This window comes from Paenirhodobacter sp., assembly GCF_041916475.1.
Taxonomy (GTDB): domain Bacteria; phylum Pseudomonadota; class Alphaproteobacteria; order Rhodobacterales; family Rhodobacteraceae; genus Rhodobacter.
Genome location: NZ_JAYRZN010000002.1, coordinates 88,769 through 107,224, shown reverse-complemented (window position 1 = coordinate 107,224; position 18,456 = coordinate 88,769). Strand labels below are relative to the sequence as shown.

Below are 18,456 nucleotides of genomic sequence, written 5' to 3'. Positions count from 1 at the left end.
CTCGGTCCTGTGATGTGTGGCGCCGGTCTCCCGGCGCCGGTCCTGTCAGCCGCCGGCCTTGATGCGCTCGAACATCTTCGCGAGCACGTCGTTCTGCTTCATCGGGCCGGTGAAGATCGTGGTCTCCAGCATTTTCTGCGGCTCGGCGGGCAGCTTCAGCTCTTCGAGCGTCGCGGCCGGCACGGCGGCGAAGGCGGAGGTGGTGGAGGCGCCATAGCCGTAATTCTCGATCAGCGCCTTGCCCGAACCGGCCTCCAGCCGGCTGTTGATGAAATCATAGGCCAGGTCCACGTTCTGCGCATCCTTCAGCAGCACGAAGCCGCAGGTCCAGGTCAGCATGCCCTCCTTCGGGTTCATGAACTCGACCGGCACGCCCTGCTTCTTCAGCGCGACGGCCGAAGCGTTCCAGGTCATTGCCGCCACGAATTCGCCCGAGGCGAGCGACTGCTCGACCGAGGTCATGTCGGTGGTATAGGTGGCCATCAGCGGGCGCTGTTCGCGCAGCTTGGCCGCGACCTTCTCCATCCCGGCTTCGTCCATGTCGAACGGGTTCACGCCCGCCAGCACGGCGGCCACCAGCGGCGTATCGTGCACCGCGTCGATGGTCGCCATGCGGCCCGCGTATTGCGGATCCCAGAGCATGTTCCAGCTCATCTCGGCATCGGGGGCGATCATGTCGGTACGGTAGAGGATCGAGGTATTGCCCCAGTCCCACGGCACCATCCAGACCTTGCCATCGCCGGCCTGGATATCGGGCAGGTTGCGGAAGGCCGGGAAGATCTTGTCCCAGTTCGCAATCCGGGCGGTATCGATCGGCTGCAGCAGCCCTTCGGCGTTCCAGCGCGCGATCTTGTCGTAGCAGGGATGCGCCAGATCCGGGTGGAAGCCCGCCTTGACCTTGGTGAAGGCGTCGTCATCGTCGCCAAAGACGGAAACTTCCACCGCATCCGGGTGGGCCTTGGCGAAGGCCTCGTGAAACTCGGGCAGCTCATAGCCCGACCAGGTGAAATAGGTGAGCTTCCCCTCCGCAAAAGCGGGGCTCGCGAGCGCGGCAATAAGGGCGATGGGCAGCAATTTCGTCATGTTGGACCTCCTGTTGTTATATGCGGCTGCGGCGGCGCAGGATCTCGGCCAGAGCCGCGAGCAGCACCGAGACGGCAAGGATCAGCGTGCCGAGCGCCATCACCACCGGCAGCGATTTCGGAAAGCGCAGCTGGCTCCAGACATAGAGCGGCAGCGTGGGCTCGGTGCCCGCGAGGAAATAGGCCACGATGAACTCGTCGAACGAGGTCAGGAAGGCCAGGGTGAAGGCCGAGCCGATCGCGGGCCAGGCGAGCGGCAGCACCGCGCGCCGGAAAGTGGCGAATTCGGAGGCGCCGAGATCCTGCGCGGCCTCGGCGATGGAGCGCGGGATCGCGGCGAAGCGCGCGCGCACCACCGTCACCGCCGCGGGCAGGCACACCAGCACATGCCCCATCACGATTGCCGGGCGCGAGGGCCCGAGCCCCGCGAGATTGACGAGGATCAGCAGCGCGATGCCCACGATCACCCCGGGGATCAGGATCGGCAGCCGCGCCAGCCCCGCCACCACCCGCGACAGGCGCGGCCGCGGGAAGGTATCGAGGTAGGAGATGGTTGTGGCGCAGAGCGTGGTGATGAAGGCGGCGCTGCAGGCGATGATCAGGCTGTTGCGCAGCGCCTGCATGATCGCGGGCGTCTCCAGCAGCGTGCGGTACCACCCGAGCGTGGCGCCCTTCAGCGGGAAGGCCGCCTGAATGGCATCGTTGAAGGAAAACACCGGGATCAGCACCACCGGCAAGTACAGAAACACGATGTAGCCGATGATATAGGCGGGCAGCAGGCGGCTCATGCGCGGCTCCCCCAACGGCGGTCCGCCCGGCGGATGATCAGCGCGGCGAGCAGGATGACGAGCATCGCCGCAACCGCGAGCGCCGCGCCGAAGGGCCAGTCGTTGGCCTTGCCGAACTGCGCCTGGATCAGGTTGCCGATCATCACCGAGCCCGGCCCGCCCACCAGCGCAGGCGTCACATAATCGCCCAGCGTCGGCACGAAGACGACGAGCGCCCCGCCCAAAACCCCCGGCATCGACAGCGGCAGCACGATCCGCGCGAAGATCTGCACCCGGCTGGCGCCGAGATCCGATGCCGCCTCCAGCAGCGCGCCGGGGATCGTCTGCAGCGCGACGAAAATCGGCAGGATCGCGAAGGGGGCATAGGCATGGGCCAGCGTCACCACCACCGCGGCCGGATTATTCAGGAAGGCGGTGGAGGGCGTATCCCAGAGCCCGAGCCAGAGCATCGCCGAATTCAGCACGCCGTTATACGCCAACACCACCTTCCAGGCGAAAACGCGCAGCAGGTAGCTCGTCCAGAAAGGCAGCGTTACCAGAAACAGGATCAGCCCGCGGTGCCGCCCGGCGCGGAAGGCCAGGTACCAGGCCACCGGATAGGCCGTGGCCACGGTGGCGAGCGTGACCAGCCCCGCGATCCAGAGCGAGCGCAGCATGATCGTCGCATAGAGCGGATCGGTGGCGATCTGGGCAAAATTCATGAGCGACAGCGGCCCGGCGAGAAAGCCGCCATCGTTCGCCCGGAAGGCCAGCACGATCACCAGCGCCAGCGCGAACAGCACCAGCCCGAAGGTCACCAGCACCCCGGGGACAGACATCCCCAGCCGAAACCCCGCTCCATCCACCAAAGACCGCCGCGCCAGCATGAGACTCACTCACGAATTTTCGTATTCGTGAAGATGATCCACCTATTTCATGAAAACGCGAAGAGGAATTTCAGATTTTGAAATTCTCTACCGCATTTTCATTCCGCCTGCAGCGCCCGCAGCAGCATGTCCGGATCCGCGTTTCCCCCCGATACCACCGCGATCACGGGCAGGCCCGGCTCCGCGGCCGGGCGAAACAGCGCGGCGGCAAGCGCCACGGTGCCGCCGGGCTCCGGCGCGAGCTTCAGCCGCAGCAGCGCATGGCGCATGGCGCGCAGCACCTCGGCATCGCTGAGCGCGAACCCGGGCCCGCAATGCGCCTGAAGGATCGGGAAGGTGATCTCGCCCGGCCGCGGCGTCACGATGGCATCGCAGATCGAGCGCGCATCGGGCGCATTCGCGCGCCGCTCCCCGGCTGCGAGCGAGCGGGCGGTATCGTCGAACCCCTCCGGCTCACAGGGCCGCACCCGCAGCCACGGCGCCTCCCGCGCGAGCGCCAGCGCGATCCCCGCCGTCAGCCCGCCGCCGCCGCAGGGCACCAGAACCTCCGCCCGGGAGATCCCGAGTGCCGCGCAATCCTCGGCGATCTCCAGCCCCACGGTGCCCTGCCCCGCGATCACCAGCGGCTCGTCATAGGGCCGGATCAGCGTCAGGCCGCGCTCGGCCGCGAGCGCCGCGCCGATCACTTCGCGGTCCTCGCCGAACCGGTCATAAAGCACCACCTCGGCGCCATAGGCGCGGGTGTTGTCGATCTTCAGCCTTGGCGCATCGGCAGGCATCACGATTACCGCCGGGATCCCCGAAAGCTGCGCCGCCAGCGCCACCCCCTGCGCATGGTTGCCCGACGAATAGGCCAGCACGCCCCGCGCCCGCACCTCGGGCGCCAGCGCCGACACCGCCGACCAGGCGCCGCGGAACTTGAACGATCCGGTATGCTGCAGGCATTCCGGCTTCACGAAGACCGGCCGCCCGGCGATCTCGTCCAGAAAGGGCGAGGTGAGCAGCGGCGTGCGCCGCACCCTCTCCCCAAGGCGCGCCCGCGCCGCGTCGATCATCGCGATGTCCATATCCTGCCTCCGTGCAGCCTGCCCGCCGCACGAGACCCGATGGCCGGATGCGCGTCAACCGGGGCGGCACGGGGCCCGAACCGAACCGTTCACTTTTTCCTGAAGCGGGGAACCGGCCCGATCCTGCCAGAACCCGATCACGCCCGGCAAAAACCCGCAAAATCAGCGGGGTACGCTGTGTCTTTCATGCATCACCCAGGCCATCCGGGCGGGCCGGAACCCTGTTTCCCGCGGCCTGGCGCATGATCTTTGAAGGCAGCGGCGGGGCGTTCCCGCCCGCGTTGTGAACAGTCGATGGAGTACCGACATGAAAACCCTGACCCGCAGCCTGCTCCTGTGCGCCACCGCCCTGACCGGCACCCAGGCCTTCGCACAGAGCACCGTGACCGGCATCGACAGCCTCGACGACCGCATCACCGACGTGCGCAACGATGCCAACAAGGACCTCTCCGACATGGAGGACAGCCAGCGCTTCGGCCCCAATGCCTTCAAGCCGGGCTGGGGCGGCGCGGTGGCGCTGACCTATGCCGGGACTTCGGGGAATACCGATACCGATGACCTCGCCATCGCCGCCAAGCTGACCTATGGCGCCGGCGCCTGGCAGCACACCTTCGGCCTCGGGGTGGAATACGGCAAGGACGAGGGCTCCCGCACGAAGCAGGACGTGTTCGGCTTCTACGAGGGCAACTACTACTTCAACGACCGCTTCTATGGCTTCGGCCTCGCGCGCTACGAGCAGGACGATTTCGCCTCCTATCGCAAGGACAGCTTCGTCGGCATGGGCCCGGGCTACCGGATCTTCAACGAGGCGGATATGGCCTGGCGCGTGCAGGCGGGCCTCGGCGCGCGGTATTATCAGGTGAACAACGCCGCCCGCGACGACGATACCGAGCTCGCGGGTATCCTGTCCTCGCGCTTCTACTACCGGATCAACGATCAGATGTTCGTCACCAATGACACCGACATTCTGAAATCCGATGCCGGCACGCTGAATACCAACGATCTCGCGCTGAACGTGAAGATGACCGACACGATGGTCACGCGGATCAGCTACAAGACCGAGTTCAACAGCGCGCCGGTCGATGGCCGCGAAAAAACCGACAACACCTTCGGTGTCTCGCTGGTCATGGGCTTCTGAGCCAGAACCCCGTCCGCGGCCAGGCCGCGGGCGGGCCCTCAGGCGGGCGCGTGCGCGGCCATGCCTTCGGCCAGCGCGGTGATCTCCGCCAGCACAGAAACGGCCAGCGTTTCCGCGCTCCGGGCCGAGGCGATCAGCCCGATCGGGCCGCGCAGCCGCGCGATTTCCGCCTCCGGCACGCCCAGATCGCGCAGCCGCGCGATACGGCCGCGCTGCGCCCCCCGGCTGCCCTGCGCACCGATATAGAACGCCGGGCCGCGCAGCAGAACGCGCAGCAGCTCGGGCTCATAATCGTGATCGTGATAGAAGAGCGTCACCGCCGTCCGGGCATCGAACGCCACCGCCTCCAGATCGGAGACGCGGCTCAGCTCCTGCGCCGAAAGGCCGAGCCCGCGCGCGGAGGCGAGCGTGGCCGCATCATGCGAAAGCAGCAGATGGCCGTGGCCCATCCCCGCCACCAGCCGCGTGAAGACCAGCGCCTCCGGCCCCGCCCCAGCGACGACGAAGCGCACCGGCGGCACGAAGGGGAGCGTGAATTCCCCCGCCCCGGCACGGCCGAGCCGCAGCCGCCCCTGCGCATCCACAATGAGCGAGACCGGCGCCCGGGCGGCACGGCGCGCCGCCAGCTCCGCCAGCACTTCGGCGTCGCGCAGCGCAAACAGCATCACCTCGACCGCCCCGCCGCAAGGCAGCTTCAGATCGAAGAAGGGCGATCCGGCGCCATAGCGCAGCCGCCGCGGCGCGCCTGCGCGCACCGACGCCGCCTGCAGCACCAGATCCGCCTCGACACAGCCCGAGGTAATGGCCCCCGCGCAGCGCCCATCCGGCCCGATTGCCATGGCCGCGCCCACCGTCCGGTAGGCCGGCCCTTCGGTCGCGACCAGAAGGGCGATCACAGTGCCGGGCCCCATCTCCGCCGCGGCCTCCCAGGGGTCGCACAGGGCCGGATGCCATCCGCCCCCGGGCGCCGCCCAGCCGCAGCCGCTCATGCCTTCAGCGCCTTCAGCACCGCATCGGGCGAGATCGGCAGATGCCGCATCCGCACCCCCACCGCGTTGAAGATCGCATTGGCGATCGCTGGCGCCATCACCGTGGTGCCAGGCTCGCCAAGCCCGGTCGGGACCTCGGTGCTTTCGACCATCTCGATCTCGATCTGCGGCGCGTCGATCATGCGCAGCGGCGTGTAGCTGTCGAGGTTGCGGTCCACCACGGCGCCCTTGGCGAATTCCGTGCCCTCATAGAGCGCCATCGAAATCCCCCATTGCGCGCCGCCCTCGACCTGCGCCCGCGCGCCGTCGGGATCGACCACGGTGCCGCAATCCACCACCAGCCAGACCTTCTGCACATCCACCTGGCCCGTCGCGCGGTCCACATGGACCTGCACCGCGCCGCCGACCCAGGTCGGCATGGTGCGGGCCTGGCCGAAGGTGGTGGCGATGCCGATCGCGGTATCGGCGGGAAGGCCGCCCTTGCCATAGCCCGAGAGCTCCGCCACCCGCTTCAGCACCGCGGCCTGACGGCTGGCGCCGCCCACCGAATCCGGCGCGGCGCCCGCATTGCGGCCCTCGGCGGTGAAGTGATCGAGCCGGAACTGCAGCGGATCCTGGCCCAGATGATGGGCGGCCTCGTCCATGAAGCTCTCGATGGCGAAGTTGGTCCAGCCCGGAGAGACCGAGCGCAGCCAGCCAGGGCGGAAGGTCGCCTCGGCGAGCTCATTGGATATCGCGCGTAGCCGCTGCGCACCGACCTCGTACCAATGGTCGGCGCCATCGGAGGCGAAGGGGTCATAGGGCGCGCCATTCACGCCCTTCGGCATGAACACCGGGATCATCGCTTTCGTCGGCCAGCCGGAGGCGCAGGCGGTATCCATTGCCACCACCTTCTTCGCGCCGTCAAAAGCCATCCGCACGCGCGACAGGGTCGGCGGGCGCACGCTGTCGAAATGCACATCCTCGGCGCGCGGCATCACCATCTTCACCGGCTTGCCGCCGAGCGCCTTCGAGGCCAGCGCCACCGGCACCGCATAATCGCCGTTCAGGCGCCGCCCGAAGCCGCCGCCCAGCATGTAGCTGCGCATCACAACCCCGTCCTCGCCCACGCCGAGCGCCTGTTGCAGCCAGGGCAGGCAGAGCGATTGCCACTGGTTGCCGGTATGGATCTCCCACACCCCATCGGGGTTCAGGAAGGCCAGCGCGTTCAGCGGCTCCAGCTGGAAGTGCAGCACCGTCTGCGTGGAATAATCCGCCTGCAGCACATCGGCCGCCCCCGCAAAGACCGGGTCCACATCGTGATTGCCGGTATCGAGAATCGCGCCGGTGGCCGGGTCCTCGATCAGGCGCAGGTTCTCGGCCTGCAGCTCGGCCTCGCCCACCTTCACTGCATCCGGGGTGCTGTAGCTGACCTTGATCGCCGCCGCAGCCTTTTCGGCCGCCCAGTGGCTGTCGGCGATGACCATCGCCCAGCCCGGCGCCGTGCCCGAGGGATCCTCGATCTTCAGCACCTGGGAATAGCCCTTGATCCCCTTCGCCGCGCTGTCGTCGATCGCGGTGATGGCGCAGCCATAGCGCGTGGGCGGAAGGATCGGCACGGCATGGACCATGCCCTCGGCGCGGGCGTCGATGCCGTAGATGGTCTGGCCTGTGGTCTTGGCGCGGATGTCCAGCGCCTCAAGCTGCTGGCCCAGCAGCTTCATCTCGGCCCGCGGCCGTAGCGGCAGCGCCTTCAGCTCCTCCTCGGTGAAGCTGCGCGTGAGGCCCTGAGAGACCAGCTCGCCGAAGGTCGCGCTCTTGCCCGCCCCCGAGACCACACCGCCCGAGACCGTCACATCGGCCGGCGCGATGCCCCAGAGCGCCGCGGCCTTTTCGGCCAGCGCCAGCCGCCCCGCGGCGCCCGCCTGCCGGTAGAGCGGCCAGCTCTGCCACACGGACCAGCTGCCGCCGGTGACCATGATGCCCCATTTCGCGGCGGTATCCACATGCTCGATATGCACGTCCTTCCAGTCCGCGCCGAGCTCGTCGGCCAGGATCCGGGCGATGGCGGTGCCCACGTGCTGGCCCATTTCCGCGCGGGTGACATTCACGTTCACCTGCCCGGTGCTGTCGATCCAGTACCAGATCGTCGGCTCGTAGCGCGCGCCCACGGCCGCGGCCGGCAGGCCGCTGGCCACGCCCGGGTCCATCGAGGCCACACCCTGGCGCGGGAAGCCGAAGGCCGCCCCGGCGGCGCAGGCCGAAATCAGGAAGCCGCGGCGGCTCAGCTCGGGCATCCGGCGCTTGTGCGGCGGGAAAATGTGGTCAGCCATTGGTCACGCTCCCCCGCATGGCGGCCGCGGCCTCGCGTACCGCGGCGCGGATCCGGTTGTAGGTCATGCAGCGGCACAGGTTGCCGGTCATGACCGCGTCGATGTCCTCGTCCGTCGGATCGGGGATATCCTTGAGCATCGCCGCCGCGGTCATGATCTGACCTGACTGGCAATAGCCGCATTGCGGCACCTGCAGCGCGCGCCAGGCCACCTGCACCGGGTGCTCGCCCTTCGGGTCCAGCCCCTCGATGGTGGTGATTTCGGCGCCCGCCACGTCCTTGATGGGGGTGATGCAGCTGCGCGTGGGCCGGCCGCCCACATGCACGGTACAGGCCCCGCACATACCGATGCCGCAGCCGAATTTCGTGCCCGTCAGCCCGGTCTCGTCCCGGATCGCCCACAGAAGCGGCATTTCCGGATCGACATCGAGGCTGACCTTCTGTCCGTTGAGTGTGAACTCGATCATGGTCCCGTCCTCGTCAGTGGGTTCCGACATAGTCGCGCAGCCGCGCGACCGTCGCGTCCAGGTCCTGCCATGCCGGCAGGTCCGCGCGGCTGGCGCGCAGATATTCCGCGATCGCCGCGATCTGGGTATCGTTCAGCGCGGTGCGGAACGCGGGCATCACGATGCCATGCGTTCCCTCGCTCGCCGGCACGCCATCGAGGATCACATGGATCAGGTTCGACGGATCGTCGAGCCTTGTCGCGGAGTTGATCCCGAGATCGGGCCGCTCGGCCTTCATCCCTTCGGCGGAGGCGTTGTAGTGGCAGGCCGCACAGGCGGAGGCATAAAGCCGCGCGCCCAGGTCGCGCCGGTAGGCCGGATCGGGGCGCCCGGCCGCGAGGCTCGCCTGCACAACCGGGTTCTGCGCCGGGTCGGCATCCTTCGCGCCCACGATATCGCCCAGATAGGTGCCGATCGCGGCAATGTCGGCCTCGGGCAGCTCGCGGATCCCCGCATGCACCACCGGCCCCATCGGCCCGGCGGCCACGCCATGCCAGATGCCCGAGCCGGTCTTCAGATAGGTGGTGAATTCCGCCGCCGTCCACGGCACGCCCGAAGGGTTGGCCTTCGTCAGCGCGGGGGCGATCCAGCTGTCGATGCTGGCGCCGGCATATTGCTGGCCCTTTTCCTCGGCGCCCACCGGGTTGCGTGGCGTGTGGCAGGCGCCGCAGTGCGCGATGCCTTCGGCCAGATAGGCGCCGCGGTTCCATTCCGCCGATTTGGCGGCATCGGGCTCATAGCGCCCGAAATCCACGAACAGGAGCTTCCATCCCGCCTGCAGGATCCGCTGGTTCAGCGGGAACGGGATCGTGGGCGCGTTCGTCGCTTCCTTCACCGGGGCGACCTCGGTCATCAGATAGGCGTAGATCGCGTCCACATCCTCATCCGATACCTTGGTGAAATGATCGAACGGGAAGGCCGGGAACAAATGCTGCCCCGCGCGGTTCACCCCGTCATGCATGGCGCGGCGGAACGCCTCGGGCGACCATGCGCCGATGCCGGTTTCCGGATCGGGGGTGATGTTGGAGGCGAAGATCGTGCCGAAGGCCGTCACCACCGGATAGTTGCCGGCATAGGGCGCGCCGCCCTTGGCGGTATGGCAGGTGGCGCAATAGCCTGCCGCGGCCAGAATGCGGCCTTTCTCGACCGTGGCCTTGTCGAAGGCCGGGCGCGCATCGGGCGAGATTTCGGGCAGGGGCGAGTGGTAGGCGTACAGCCCGAAACCCAAAGCCGCAGCGACCGCAAGGGCCGCCACCGTGGTCAGGGTGGATTTAAGCATATGGCATCAATCCTTGAGGTGGTCCGCCGCAGGTATTTACGGCGCAGTGCGACAAACTAGCGCGGGCCGGGCCGCGGTCAACATGTCCGGCTGGACATAACGCATTGAAGCAAGGGCAGGATTGCGCCCGGCGCAGGGCCCAGCGGGGCGCGCCCTGCTCCTGCTGGGCGCCCGCCCGGCTCAGGCCTCCAGCAGCCAGGCGGCCGTCGGCTCGTCGGTGACGAGGCCATTGATCATCCGGCCCCGAATCGCCCCGAGAATCGCCAGCCGCTTGTCTTCGCCCAGGGCGGTGCCGATGACGCGCGCACCGGGCCGCTGCGGCAGCTCGGCCGAGGCCACCCGCCCATCCTGCGGCAGGAACCGGCCCTCGCGGTCATAGACCCGCCCGATGATCTCGCCGACGGCGCCCTGCGCCTTCAGCGCATCGATCTCCGCCGCGCTCAGGAATCCGTCCTTCAGCAAGGGCGCATCCGGCCCGATCGAGCCGATGCCCACGAGCGCGATCTCGGCCTCCCGCGCCATCCCGATCACCCGCGCATTGCCCGGCTGCCGGTGCAGCGCCTCGCATTCCTCCCGGCTGGCCGCTACCACCGGAACGGTAAGCGGGAAGCTCCGCGCCGTGACCTTATCTGCCAGCGAAAACAGCACGTTGTAATACGCCGTTGATCCATCCGGCGCGATATTTCCGGTGAGCGACACGATCCGGTGCTGCGGGCAGTCCACCCGCATCACCTGCCCCGCCGCGGCATGCAGCGTGCGCCCGGTGCCGATCGCCAGAATGATCGGATCGGGCCGCAACAGCTCGCGCTCGATCAGCGTCGCGACCGTCATCGCAACCCCCGCCAGCCCCCCGGCCGCCGGCGTCACCTCGCAGGAGGAGAGGCCGAAGCGCTGCCGCAACCCCTCCGCCAGCTCCAGGCAGCGGGTCAGCGGATGGTCGATCCGCACCCGCACGATCCCCGCCGCCAGGGCCTGCGCCACCAGCCGCTGCGCGGTCTGGCGCGATACGCCCAGCTCCCGCGCGATCTCGTCCTGCGTATGTCCGGCGACATAGGATAGCCAGGCCGCCTTCACCGCCAGATCCAGCTTCTTGTCCTCGCTCATCGGCCGCTCCGAAGAATGGATTTGACAAAACTACATCTTGCTGTGAGCATTTGCCAAGAGCGCGAGCAAAAGTCGCGCTGGAGGAGGAGAACATCAATGCCCGTCACAATTCGCTCCCTCTGGGGGGCCTATGCGCTTGGCGCAGCCGCATTTCCCGTAGCGCTTGGCGCATTCGCACTTCCTGTCCTGGCTGAAACGACGCTGACGATCGCCACCGTGAACAACGGCGACATGATCCGCATGCAGAAACTGACCGACGATTTCACATCGAAACATCCGGACATCAAGCTGCAATGGGTAACGTTGGAGGAGAACGTCCTGCGCCAGCGCGTGACCACCGACATCGCCACCAAGGGCGGCCAGTATGACGTGGTGACGATCGGCAACTACGAGGTGCCGATCTGGGCCAAGCAGAACTGGCTTCTGGCGCTGGATGGCATGCCCGCAGACTACGACGCGGCCGACCTGCTGCCCGCGGTGCGCAGCGCGCTTTCGGTGGGCGACAAGCTCTATGCGGTGCCGTTCTACGGCGAATCCGCGATGGTGATGTACCGCAAGGATCTCGCGCAGAAGGCCGGGGTCAGCATCCCCGAGAGCCCGACCTGGGCCCAGATCCTCGATGCCGCCAAGGCGATGACCGACAAATCCGGCGAGGTCTATGGCATCTGCCTGCGCGGCAAGGCCGGCTGGGGCGAGAACATGGCCTTCCTCACCGCGATGGCCAACAGCTACGGCGCGGCCTGGTTCGGCCAGGACTGGAAGCCGCAGTTCGACGGCCCGGAATGGAAGGCCGCGCTCGGCGATTATGTGGGCGCGATGAAGGACTACGGCCCGCCCGGCGCCTCGACCAACGGCTTCAACGAAAACCTCGCGCTGTTCCAGCAGGGCAAATGCGGCATGTGGATCGACGCCACGGTGGCGGCGAGCTTCGTGACCGATCCGAAGGAATCGAAGGTGGCCGATCAGGTGGGCTACGCCCGCTTCCCGCACAAGGACGGCGTGGAGAATACCGGCAACTGGCTGTGGTCGTGGAACCTCGCGGTGCCGGCCTCGTCGAAGAAGTCGGATGCGGCAAAAGCTTTCGTCGCCTGGGCCACATCGAAGGGCTATACCGAGCTCGTCGCCGCCAAGGAGGGCTGGCGCGCCGCCCCTCCCGGCACGCGGACCTCGCTCTATGAGAACCCCGAGTACCAGGAGGCAGCCCCCTTCGCCGCGCTCACGCTGCAATCCATCGATGCCGTCACCCCGGACCATCCTTCGGTGAAGGACACGCCCTACACCGGCGGGCAGTTCGTCGCGATCCCGGAATTCCAGGCGATCGGCACCGCCGTCGGCCAGCAGTTCTCGGCCGCGGTCGCGGGGCAGGCGAAGGTGGATCAGGCGCTGCAATCGGCGCAGCAGCTGACCACGCGCGAAATGACCCGCGCCGGCTACATCAAGTGATCCGCTGACCGGAGCCCGGGCGCCCAGCGCCCGGGCCATCCGGGCCGCGCAACGGGAGGGGGCCGCCATGGCTACTCAGCATCAGCGATCGCTGGCGCGCGTGATGGTCGCGCCTTCGGTGATCCTGCTTCTGCTCTGGATGATCGTGCCGCTGGCGATGACGCTGTGGTTCAGCTTCCAGCGCTACAACCTGCTCATGCCGGGGATGGAGGAATTCACCGGGCTGGAGAATTACCGCTATTTCCTCACCGATCCGGGCTTCTGGACCTCGCTGCAAAATACGCTGCTGCTGGTGGGAGGGGTGCTCCTGATCACCGTGGTGGGCGGCATCGCGCTCGCGGTGCTGATCGACCAGCCGATCTTTGGCCAGGGCTGGGTGCGGATCCTGATCATCGCGCCCTTCTTCGTGATGCCCACGGTGTCGGCGCTGGTGTGGAAGAACATGTTCATGAACCCGGTCAACGGTCTTCTGGGCCAGATCGCACGCGCCTTCGGGGCGCAGCCGGTGGACTGGCTGGCCGAGCATCCGCTCCTTGCCATCATCATCATCGTCGCCTGGCAGTGGCTGCCCTTCGCCACGCTGATCCTGCTCACCGCGCTGCAGTCGCTGGACAGCGAACAGATCGAGGCCGCGGAAATGGACGGCGCCGGCGCCTGGGCGCGCTTCACCCATCTGACGCTGCCGCATATGAGCCGGGCGATCACCGTGGTGGTGCTGATCCAGACGATCTTCCTGCTCTCCGTCTTCGCCGAGATCCTGGTCACCACCAATGGCGGCCCGGGCTATCAGACGACGACCCTCACCTATCTGGTCTATAGCCAGGCGCTGCTGCAATTCGATGTGGGCACCGCCTCCGCCGGCGGCATCGTCGCCGTCATCCTCGCCAATATCGTCGCGATCTTCCTGATGCGGATGATCGGCCGGACGCTGAACTGAGGGGCCCGCCATGGCACGCAATATACCGCAATCGCGCAAATGGGTGTTCACCCTGCTCGCCTGGGGCGTGGCGCTGCTGATCTTCTTTCCGATCCTGTGGATGGTCCTGACCTCGTTCAAGACCGAGGCAGATGCCGTCGCCACCCCGCCGAAATTCCTGTTCTTCGACTGGACGCTGGAGAACTACCACGAGGTGCAGGCGCGCTCCGATTATTTCGGCCATTTCATGAATTCGGTCATCATCGCGCTCGGCTCCACGCTGCTGGGCCTCGTGGTGGCGATCCCTTCGGCCTGGGCGATGGCCTTCCAGCCCGCGCAGCGCACCAAGGATGTGCTGATGTGGATGCTCTCCACCAAGATGATGCCGGGCGTGGGGGTGCTGATCCCGATCTACATCCTGTTCCAGCGGCTCGGGCTGCTCGACAGCCGCATCGGGGTGCTCGTCGTGCTGATGCTGATGAACCTGCCGATCATCATCTGGATGCTCTACACCTACTTCCGCGAAATCCCGGCCGAGATCCTCGAGGCCGCGCGGATGGACGGGGCTGGCATCTGGGCCGAGATCCGCCATGTGCTCACGCCGATGGCGATCCCGGGCATCGCCTCCACCATGCTGCTCAATATCATCCTGGCCTGGAACGAGAGCTTCTGGACGCTCAATCTCACCACCTCGGCCGCAGCCCCCCTCACCACCTTCATCGCCGGCTATTCCAGCCCCGAGGGCCTGTTCTACGCCAAGCTCTCGGCCGCGAGCACCATGGCCATCGCGCCGATCCTGATCATGGGCTGGTTCAGCCAGAAACAACTTGTCCGCGGCCTGACCTTCGGCGCGGTGAAATAGGAGAAGCACGATGGGAAGCATCACGCTAAAAAACGTGCGCAAGGCCTTCGGCGGCACCGAGGTGATCCCCGGCGTCGACCTCGAGATCGAGAATGGCGAATTCGTGGTTTTCGTCGGGCCTTCGGGCTGCGGCAAATCCACGCTGCTGCGGCTGATCGCGGGGCTGGAGGACGTGACCTCCGGCCAGATCCTGATCGACGGGCGCGACGTGACGGCCGCGCCCCCCGCGCAGCGCGGCCTCGCCATGGTGTTTCAGAGCTATGCGCTCTATCCGCATATGTCGGTGCGCAAGAACATCGCCTTCCCGCTGAAGATGGCGAAGATGCCGGAGGCCGAGCAGCAGGCCCGGGTGGAGCGCGCGGCCGCGATCCTGAACCTGACCCCCTATCTGGACCGCCGCCCCGGCCAGCTCTCGGGCGGGCAGCGGCAGCGGGTCGCGATCGGGCGCGCGATCGTGCGCGAGCCTGCGGCCTTCCTGTTCGACGAGCCGCTCTCCAATCTGGATGCTGCGCTGCGGGTGAACATGCGCATCGAGATTTCGGAGCTGCACAAGAAGCTCGGCACGACGATGGTCTATGTGACCCATGATCAGGTCGAGGCAATGACCATGGCCGACAAGATCGTGGTGCTGCGCGCGGGCCGGATCGAGCAGGTGGGTACGCCGCTGGAGCTCTATAACCACCCGGTGAACACCTTCGTTGCGGGCTTCATCGGCAGCCCCAACATGAACTTCCTCGGCGGCGAAACCGCGGCGCGGCGCGGCGCCCATACCATCGGGATCCGCCCGGAGGACTGGGTGATCTCGCGCAGCGAGGGCCGGGTGAAGGGCCATGTCACCGTCTCGGAGCATCTGGGCTCCGACACCTACCTGCATGTGACGCTGGAGGACGGCAACCATATCGTCGTGCGCGCGCCGGGCGAATTCCCGGTGCGCTATGGCGAGGAGCTGTACCTGACCGGGGCCGAGGGCCGGGTCTACCGCTTCGACGAGAAGGGGATGGCGCTATGAGGCTTCAGGGGCGCTCTGCCCTCATCACCGGGGCCGCGCGCGGCATCGGCCGGGCCTTCGCCGAGGCCTATATCCGCGAGGGTGCGCGCGTGGCCATCGCCGATATCGACGCCGGGGCCCTGCGCGCCACCGCGGCCGACATCGGCGCGCTGCCGGTCTGGATGGATGTGTCCCGGCAAGAGAGCATCGACGCGGGCGTGGCCGAAACCGTGGCAGCCTTGGGCGGCATCGACATCCTGATCAACAACGCCGCTCTCTTCGACCTCGCCCCGATCACCGAAATCACCCGCGAGAGCTATGAGCGGCTGTTCGCGATCAATGTCGCGGGCACGCTCTTCACCCTTCAGGCGGTGGCGCGGCACATGATCGAAACCGGCCGGCGCGGCAAGATCATCAACATGGCAAGCCAGGCCGGGCGCCGGGGCGAGGCACTCGTGGGTGTCTATTGCGCGACCAAGGCCGCCGTCATCAGCCTGACCCAATCGGCCGGGCTGAACCTGATCGGCCATGGCATCAACGTCAACGCCATCGCGCCCGGCGTGGTCGATGGCGCGCATTGGGACGGGGTCGATGCCAAATTCGCCCAATACGAGAACAAGCCCCGCGGCCAGAAGAAGCGCGAGGTCGGCGCCGCCGTGCCCTTCGGCCGCATGGGCCGCGCCGAGGACCTGACCGGCATGGCGATTTTCCTCGCCACGCCCGAGGCCGATTACATCGTCGCCCAGACCTACAACGTGGACGGCGGCAACTGGATGAGTTGAGACCATGAGCACCAGATTGAACCAGCACAGCCTCGCCGCCCTCAAGGTGGCGAAACCCGGCTACGACCGGGCGGCCCTCGCCGGTGGCATCGTCCATTTCGGCCTCGGCAATTTTCACCGCGCGCATCAGGCGGTCTATCTGGACCGGCTGATGAACCTGGGCGAGGGCCATGATTTCGCGATCGTGGGCGCAGGCATGCTGCCCTCGGATGCGCGCATGCGCGAGATGCTCGCCGCGCAGGACTACCTCTATACGGTGGTCGAGCAATCGGCCGAAGCCTCGGAGGCGCGGGTTCTGGGCGCCACGGTGGATTTCCTCCCCGTGGGCGATGCCCCCGCCATCATCGCCCGCCTCGCCGCCCCCGAAACCCGCATCGCGAGCCTGACCATCACCGAGGGCGGCTATTTCATCGATGCCGCGACCGGCCATTTCGATGCCTCCCACCCCGCCATTGCGGCGGATGCCGCAACCCCGGCCGCGCCGCAAACGGTGTTCGGCCTCCTCGTCGCGGGGCTTGGCGCGCGGCGCAGCCGGGGCCTGGCGCCCTTCACCGTGATGTCTTGCGACAATATCCCCCACAATGGCCGCGTCACCCGCGAGGCGGTGGTGGAAACCGCCCGCCTCTCGGACCCGGCGCTGGCGGCCTGGATCGCGGCCAATGTCGCCTTCCCGAACGGCATGGTGGACCGCATCACCCCGGCCACATCGGACCGCGAACGCCAGATGATCCGCGACGATTTCGACATCGCCGACGACAGCCCGGTGTTCTGCGAGGATTTCATCCAATGGGTGCTGGAGGACAACTTCCCGCAGGGCCGCCCGGCGCTGGAAAAGGTGGGCGTGGAATTCGTCCCCGATGTGACGCCCTGGGAGCTGATGAAGATCCGGATCCTGAACGGCGGCCATGCGGTCATCGCCTATCCGTCGGGGCTGATGGATATCCATTATGTGCATGAGGGGATGCAGAACGCGCTGGTGCGCGCCTTCCTCGACAAGGTCGAGACCGAGGAGATCATCCCCGCGGTGCCGCCAGTGCCCAACACCGACCTGCACGCCTATTTCGCCAAGGTGAAGGAGCGCTGCGCCAACCCCAAGATCGGCGACACGATCCGGCGGCTCTGCCTCGATGGCTCGAACCGGCAGCCGAAATTCATCGTGCCCACCATCGCGGACCGGCTCCGCCAGGGCCTGCCGGTGCGGGGGCTGGCGCTCGAAAGCGCGCTCTGGTGCCACTATTGCGCCGGGCTCACCGACAGCGGCGCCGAGATCGCGCCGAATGACCCGAACTGGGACCGGCTGCAGGCGGTGGCGCGCCGGGCCGCGGCCGACTCCGCCGCCTGGCTCGCCCAGGCCGATATCTATGGCACCACCGGCGCAGATCCGGCCTTCGCCGCGCCCTTCGCGGACTGGCTGCGGATGCTCGGCGAGCACGGGACGCGCTACACCCTGCGCCACTATCTCGGCCGATGACCGCGCTGATCTTCGATTGCGACGGGGTGCTCGTGGACAGCGAGCCCCTGTCGGTGGCCGAGCTTGGCCGGGCGCTGCGCGAGATCGGCGCGCGCGTGAGCGATGCCGAGATTGCCGGGCGGATGATCGGGCTCTCCACCGCCTCGATCCTCGCCCTTCTGCGCGCGGAGGAAGGGCTCGATGCCGCCCCCGCCCTGCCCCGGTTCCGCGCCCGGCTCGCGGAGCGGCTGGCGCGCGAGCTGCGCCCGATCCCCGGCATCGCCGAAGCGATCCGCGCTCTGGACGCCCTGCCCCGCATCGTCGCCTCCTCCTCGGAGCCGGAGCGGATCGCGCTTTCGCTGCGGGTCACGGGGCTTGCGGATCTGTTCGGGCCGCGGATCTGCTCCGCGGTGGAGGTAGATCACGGCAAGCCCGCGCCCGATCTGTTCCTGCTGGCCGCGGCGCGGCTCGGCGTGCCGCCCGCCGCCTGCATCGTGATCGAGGACAGCACCGCGGGCATCCGCGCGGCGCAGGCGGCGGGCATGCGCGTCGTGGGCTTCATGGGCGGCAGCCATGCCCAAGCCTGCGCCCTCGCGACAAGGCTTCCGGCGCTGCACCCCGATGCGCTAGCATCCCGGGCGGAGGAGCTGCCGGGCCTCATCGCCGGGCTGATCGGCTCACAGGACAAGACCGCGGGAGGGTCGCATGTTTCTCGGAATTGACCTCGGGACATCCGGGGTGAAGGTGCTGCTGATGGATGGCGCCCAGAATGTATTGGGCACCGCCACGCGGCGGCTCACGGTCGCGGGGGGGGCACCCCCCCGCGCGCGCACCCGGCCCGCCCCCCGCCGGACCCCCAAGACGCCGGCGGGCGGGGGGCGAGGC

At 67.8% G+C, this 18,456-nt stretch carries 18 protein-coding genes; 9 read left to right on the top strand and 9 right to left on the bottom strand.

What is annotated here, in order from left to right; translation table 11 throughout:
* Window positions 1-45 precede the first annotated feature (45 nt).
* The 4 genes from ACOMG5_RS01435 to ACOMG5_RS01420 form a co-directional block, all read right to left on the bottom strand.
* Window positions 46-1,083, bottom strand: a complete 1,038-nt coding sequence (locus ACOMG5_RS01435) for an ABC transporter substrate-binding protein (RefSeq protein WP_420341992.1) — start codon at window positions 1,081-1,083, stop codon at window positions 46-48.
* 16 nt (window positions 1,084-1,099) lie between these two features.
* On the bottom strand, window positions 1,100-1,870 hold the full coding sequence (locus ACOMG5_RS01430; RefSeq protein ID WP_420341991.1) for an ABC transporter permease: 771 nt from the start codon (window positions 1,868-1,870) through the stop codon (window positions 1,100-1,102).
* Complete coding sequence (locus ACOMG5_RS01425) at window positions 1,867-2,688, bottom strand: ABC transporter permease (RefSeq protein WP_420341990.1); 822 nt, start codon at window positions 2,686-2,688, stop codon at window positions 1,867-1,869. The genes ACOMG5_RS01430 and ACOMG5_RS01425 overlap by 4 nt, the downstream gene beginning before the upstream one ends.
* A gap of 146 nt (window positions 2,689-2,834) precedes the next feature.
* Window positions 2,835-3,803, bottom strand: a complete 969-nt coding sequence (locus ACOMG5_RS01420) for a threonine ammonia-lyase (RefSeq protein WP_420341989.1) — start codon at window positions 3,801-3,803, stop codon at window positions 2,835-2,837.
* A 307-nt stretch (window positions 3,804-4,110) separates the two neighbouring features.
* Between ACOMG5_RS01420 and ACOMG5_RS01415 the strand changes: the two genes are divergently transcribed.
* Window positions 4,111-4,941 (top strand): DUF481 domain-containing protein, encoded by an 831-nt coding sequence (locus tag ACOMG5_RS01415; RefSeq protein ID WP_420341988.1) that lies wholly within the window; start codon window positions 4,111-4,113, stop codon window positions 4,939-4,941.
* A gap of 38 nt (window positions 4,942-4,979) precedes the next feature.
* Here the strand turns inward: ACOMG5_RS01415 and ACOMG5_RS01410 are convergent, their stop codons facing one another.
* From ACOMG5_RS01410 to ACOMG5_RS01390, 5 genes are all read right to left on the bottom strand, one after another.
* On the bottom strand, window positions 4,980-5,852 hold the full coding sequence (locus tag ACOMG5_RS01410; RefSeq protein WP_420341987.1) for an XdhC family protein: 873 nt from the start codon (window positions 5,850-5,852) through the stop codon (window positions 4,980-4,982).
* Window positions 5,853-5,926: 74 nt separating this feature from the next.
* On the bottom strand, window positions 5,927-8,242 hold the full coding sequence (locus tag ACOMG5_RS01405) for a molybdopterin cofactor-binding domain-containing protein (protein ID WP_420341986.1): 2,316 nt from the start codon (window positions 8,240-8,242) through the stop codon (window positions 5,927-5,929).
* Complete coding sequence (locus tag ACOMG5_RS01400) at window positions 8,235-8,708, bottom strand: (2Fe-2S)-binding protein (protein ID WP_420341985.1); 474 nt, start codon at window positions 8,706-8,708, stop codon at window positions 8,235-8,237. The genes ACOMG5_RS01405 and ACOMG5_RS01400 overlap by 8 nt, the downstream gene beginning before the upstream one ends.
* 13 nt (window positions 8,709-8,721) lie before the next feature.
* Window positions 8,722-10,026, bottom strand: a complete 1,305-nt coding sequence (locus ACOMG5_RS01395; RefSeq protein ID WP_420341984.1) for a c-type cytochrome — start codon at window positions 10,024-10,026, stop codon at window positions 8,722-8,724.
* Between the two features lie 180 nt (window positions 10,027-10,206).
* Window positions 10,207-11,130, bottom strand: a complete 924-nt coding sequence (locus ACOMG5_RS01390; RefSeq protein WP_420341983.1) for a sugar-binding transcriptional regulator — start codon at window positions 11,128-11,130, stop codon at window positions 10,207-10,209.
* A 96-nt stretch (window positions 11,131-11,226) separates the two neighbouring features.
* Here ACOMG5_RS01390 and ACOMG5_RS01385 point away from each other — a divergent pair, with 96 nt between their 5' ends.
* The 8 genes from ACOMG5_RS01385 to ACOMG5_RS01350 all read left to right on the top strand — a co-directional run.
* A complete protein-coding gene (locus tag ACOMG5_RS01385; RefSeq protein WP_420341982.1) occupies window positions 11,227-12,573 on the top strand; it encodes an ABC transporter substrate-binding protein in 1,347 nt (448 codons plus the stop codon).
* A 67-nt stretch (window positions 12,574-12,640) separates the two neighbouring features.
* The gene (locus tag ACOMG5_RS01380; protein WP_420341981.1) at window positions 12,641-13,510 is read left to right on the top strand and encodes a carbohydrate ABC transporter permease; all 870 of its coding nucleotides are present in this window, start codon (window positions 12,641-12,643) and stop codon (window positions 13,508-13,510) included.
* A 10-nt stretch (window positions 13,511-13,520) separates the two neighbouring features.
* On the top strand, window positions 13,521-14,351 hold the full coding sequence (locus ACOMG5_RS01375) for a carbohydrate ABC transporter permease (RefSeq protein WP_420341980.1): 831 nt from the start codon (window positions 13,521-13,523) through the stop codon (window positions 14,349-14,351).
* A gap of 10 nt (window positions 14,352-14,361) precedes the next feature.
* Window positions 14,362-15,360, top strand: a complete 999-nt coding sequence (locus ACOMG5_RS01370) for an ABC transporter ATP-binding protein (RefSeq protein WP_420341979.1) — start codon at window positions 14,362-14,364, stop codon at window positions 15,358-15,360.
* On the top strand, window positions 15,357-16,121 hold the full coding sequence (locus ACOMG5_RS01365) for an L-iditol 2-dehydrogenase (RefSeq protein ID WP_420341978.1): 765 nt from the start codon (window positions 15,357-15,359) through the stop codon (window positions 16,119-16,121). The genes ACOMG5_RS01370 and ACOMG5_RS01365 overlap by 4 nt, the downstream gene beginning before the upstream one ends.
* A gap of 4 nt (window positions 16,122-16,125) precedes the next feature.
* Complete coding sequence (locus tag ACOMG5_RS01360) at window positions 16,126-17,592, top strand: mannitol dehydrogenase family protein (protein ID WP_420341977.1); 1,467 nt, start codon at window positions 16,126-16,128, stop codon at window positions 17,590-17,592.
* Window positions 17,589-18,293, top strand: coding sequence for an HAD family hydrolase (locus ACOMG5_RS01355; protein WP_420341976.1), 705 nt, complete (start codon window positions 17,589-17,591; stop codon window positions 18,291-18,293). The genes ACOMG5_RS01360 and ACOMG5_RS01355 overlap by 4 nt, the downstream gene beginning before the upstream one ends.
* Window positions 18,277-18,456: hypothetical protein (locus tag ACOMG5_RS01350; protein WP_420341975.1), on the top strand; the 180-nt coding region annotated here is incomplete at its 3' end. The genes ACOMG5_RS01355 and ACOMG5_RS01350, both read left to right, overlap by 17 nt.

Excerpts from the sequence above, each read along its gene's own strand:
- ACOMG5_RS01430 (WP_420341991.1), bottom strand. The coding sequence starts at position 1,870 with ATGAGCCGCCTGCTGCCCGCCTATATCATCGGCTACATCGTGTTTCTG.
- ACOMG5_RS01425 (WP_420341990.1), bottom strand. The coding sequence starts at position 2,688 with ATGTCTGTCCCCGGGGTGCTGGTGACCTTCGGGCTGGTGCTGTTCGCG.
- ACOMG5_RS01405 (WP_420341986.1), bottom strand. The coding sequence starts at position 8,242 with ATGGCTGACCACATTTTCCCGCCGCACAAGCGCCGGATGCCCGAGCTG.
- ACOMG5_RS01380 (WP_420341981.1), top strand. The coding sequence starts at position 12,641 with ATGGCTACTCAGCATCAGCGATCGCTGGCGCGCGTGATGGTCGCGCCT.
- ACOMG5_RS01415 (WP_420341988.1), top strand. The coding sequence starts at position 4,111 with ATGAAAACCCTGACCCGCAGCCTGCTCCTGTGCGCCACCGCCCTGACC.
- ACOMG5_RS01435 (WP_420341992.1), bottom strand. The coding sequence starts at position 1,083 with ATGACGAAATTGCTGCCCATCGCCCTTATTGCCGCGCTCGCGAGCCCC.
- ACOMG5_RS01360 (WP_420341977.1), top strand. The coding sequence starts at position 16,126 with ATGAGCACCAGATTGAACCAGCACAGCCTCGCCGCCCTCAAGGTGGCG.
- ACOMG5_RS01400 (WP_420341985.1), bottom strand. The coding sequence starts at position 8,708 with ATGATCGAGTTCACACTCAACGGACAGAAGGTCAGCCTCGATGTCGAT.
- ACOMG5_RS01370 (WP_420341979.1), top strand. The coding sequence starts at position 14,362 with ATGGGAAGCATCACGCTAAAAAACGTGCGCAAGGCCTTCGGCGGCACC.
- ACOMG5_RS01390 (WP_420341983.1), bottom strand. The coding sequence starts at position 11,130 with ATGAGCGAGGACAAGAAGCTGGATCTGGCGGTGAAGGCGGCCTGGCTA.
- ACOMG5_RS01385 (WP_420341982.1), top strand. The coding sequence starts at position 11,227 with ATGCCCGTCACAATTCGCTCCCTCTGGGGGGCCTATGCGCTTGGCGCA.
- ACOMG5_RS01395 (WP_420341984.1), bottom strand. The coding sequence starts at position 10,026 with ATGCTTAAATCCACCCTGACCACGGTGGCGGCCCTTGCGGTCGCTGCG.
- ACOMG5_RS01410 (WP_420341987.1), bottom strand. The coding sequence starts at position 5,852 with ATGGGGCCCGGCACTGTGATCGCCCTTCTGGTCGCGACCGAAGGGCCG.
- ACOMG5_RS01355 (WP_420341976.1), top strand. The coding sequence starts at position 17,589 with ATGACCGCGCTGATCTTCGATTGCGACGGGGTGCTCGTGGACAGCGAG.
- ACOMG5_RS01420 (WP_420341989.1), bottom strand. The coding sequence starts at position 3,803 with ATGGACATCGCGATGATCGACGCGGCGCGGGCGCGCCTTGGGGAGAGG.
- ACOMG5_RS01365 (WP_420341978.1), top strand. The coding sequence starts at position 15,357 with ATGAGGCTTCAGGGGCGCTCTGCCCTCATCACCGGGGCCGCGCGCGGC.
- ACOMG5_RS01375 (WP_420341980.1), top strand. The coding sequence starts at position 13,521 with ATGGCACGCAATATACCGCAATCGCGCAAATGGGTGTTCACCCTGCTC.